Here is a 1,702-nt window from a genome sequence, read left to right as displayed (position 1 = left end):
AACTCCGGCGGATAGTTCTTCATGACCACGAGATGTCCGTCCTCAGATCCTCAGGATCCAGTGTCTCGTGTGTCCAACATCAGGGGTCAAGGCCCTCTTCTCTTCACACGAGGCGGTCACCCCCATCGTGATCATTTGTCAGACACGGCCTAGTGACCGGCCGCACCTCCGCCGACGGCAAAGGGAGCCGGCTTACCAGGACTCTTGCAGAAAGCCCCGGCGTTCACGCCGGGGATGAATACATCTCAAGGGGCTCTGACGTGCACCTTGCGGAGTCAGGGGCTCGCAGATCGACCGGGACCTCGACGCCGAGGAAGGCACCGGCTGATCACGTCTGAGCCGCCCATACCCTCCAGCTTGGGCAGCGCGGCGCCCCGTGGCGTCGCCCGCCCCGTTCCGGGGCGTGAGGGATGTGCCCATCGCTCACACTCCACAGGCACATGCTTGAGGTTCCCCGCGGGACACGGAAGGTTGACGAGCGGACAGCAACGCCCCACAATATCGAACATAGATTCGATAGAAGGGTGGGCATGGCGTGTGGACGCCGTGTCGGGGCGGGGGGAGACTGCACACCATGAGAAAGGGTTCTCACAGCGCTGCTCCGAATGCCATCGGCTACCAGCACCAGACGTGGTGGGCGCTGGTCGAGCTCCTGCAGACCGGGGCGAGCAGACCTGACGCGGCGCTGAGCCTGGAGCTGTACGACGACGTGGCGTGGGAACAGGCGGGGACGGCCACAGAACTCCTTCAGGTCAAGCATCACATCGGGCAGCACCGGTCACTCACCGACACGGCAACGGATGTGTGGCGCACGCTGAAGGTATGGATGGACGAAGCCTCTCCGTCCGACCACGCCGGCCCCGCGCTCGCCCTGGTGACGACCGAGACCGCGGCCCAGGGAACGGCCGTCGCCGCCCTGTGTCCGCACAGCCGCAATGAGGCGGAGGCCAAACGTCTACTGGAGCATGTCGCCCGCACGTCCACCGCCCAGCTGACCGAGAAAGCCCGCGCCCAGTTCCTCGGTCTGGGGGAGACAGACCGGCTGACCTTCGTCTCACGCATCCGGGTGATCGACCGCTCGCCCCACATTCAGGACGTCGCAGCCCAGGTCAAGGAACGACTGCACTGGGCTCTGCCGCCCGGGCACGAGGACCTCTTCCTGGCCATGGTCTGGCGGTGGTGGGACGAAACGGCGCTCGCCCTGCTGCAGGGCGTCCAGCGCGGCGTCGATGTGGGAGACGCGCAGGCGGCGATCGCCGACATCCGAGACCAGTTCACCCGCGAGAACCTGCCCACCCTGGTGGAACTGGCGGACGTCAATGCAGGAGAGCTGGAACAGAAGTACCGCATGCACCCCTTCGTGCAGCAGATGCACTGGGTGGCCTATCCGCCACGCAACCTGCAGAAGGCGATCGTTGACTACTACCGCGCCTACACCCACTCGGTGCGCTGGCTCGAAGAAGACCTCATCGGCGCAACCGAGCTGACCCGCTTCGAGAACGAACTCGTCGACGAGTGGGAGCGCGAGTTCGAGTGGATGATCGACACCCTCGACCAGGACGCGGACGACGACGCGAAAAAGACCGCAGGCAAGCAACTGCTACGGCAATGTGAGCGATCATGAAATTCCTCAGGCAGGGCGGGTTCTGCGTCACGTAATTCCCCACCCCCGCGGTCACGTAATTCCCCATGGGGACGACGG

The 1,702-nt window shown here is 64.8% G+C and carries 1 protein-coding gene; it reads left to right on the top strand.

From position 1 onward, the window contains the following. Positions 1–574 precede the first annotated feature (574 nt). Positions 575–1,624, top strand: a complete 1,050-nt coding sequence (locus ACFCZF_RS40830; protein ID WP_376675984.1) for an ABC-three component system protein — start codon at positions 575–577, stop codon at positions 1,622–1,624. The last annotated feature ends 78 nt before the right edge of the window (positions 1,625–1,702 follow it).

Source organism: Streptomyces sp. NPDC056296, assembly GCF_042268605.1.
Taxonomy (GTDB): domain Bacteria; phylum Actinomycetota; class Actinomycetes; order Streptomycetales; family Streptomycetaceae; genus Streptomyces.
This window is presented reverse-complemented; position numbering and strand designations above follow the sequence as displayed.

What these genes read in the sequence shown, in the direction of transcription:
- ACFCZF_RS40830 (WP_376675984.1), top strand. Translation starts at nt 575, where the DNA reads ATGAGAAAGGGTTCTCACAGCGCTGCTCCGAATGCCATCGGCTACCAG.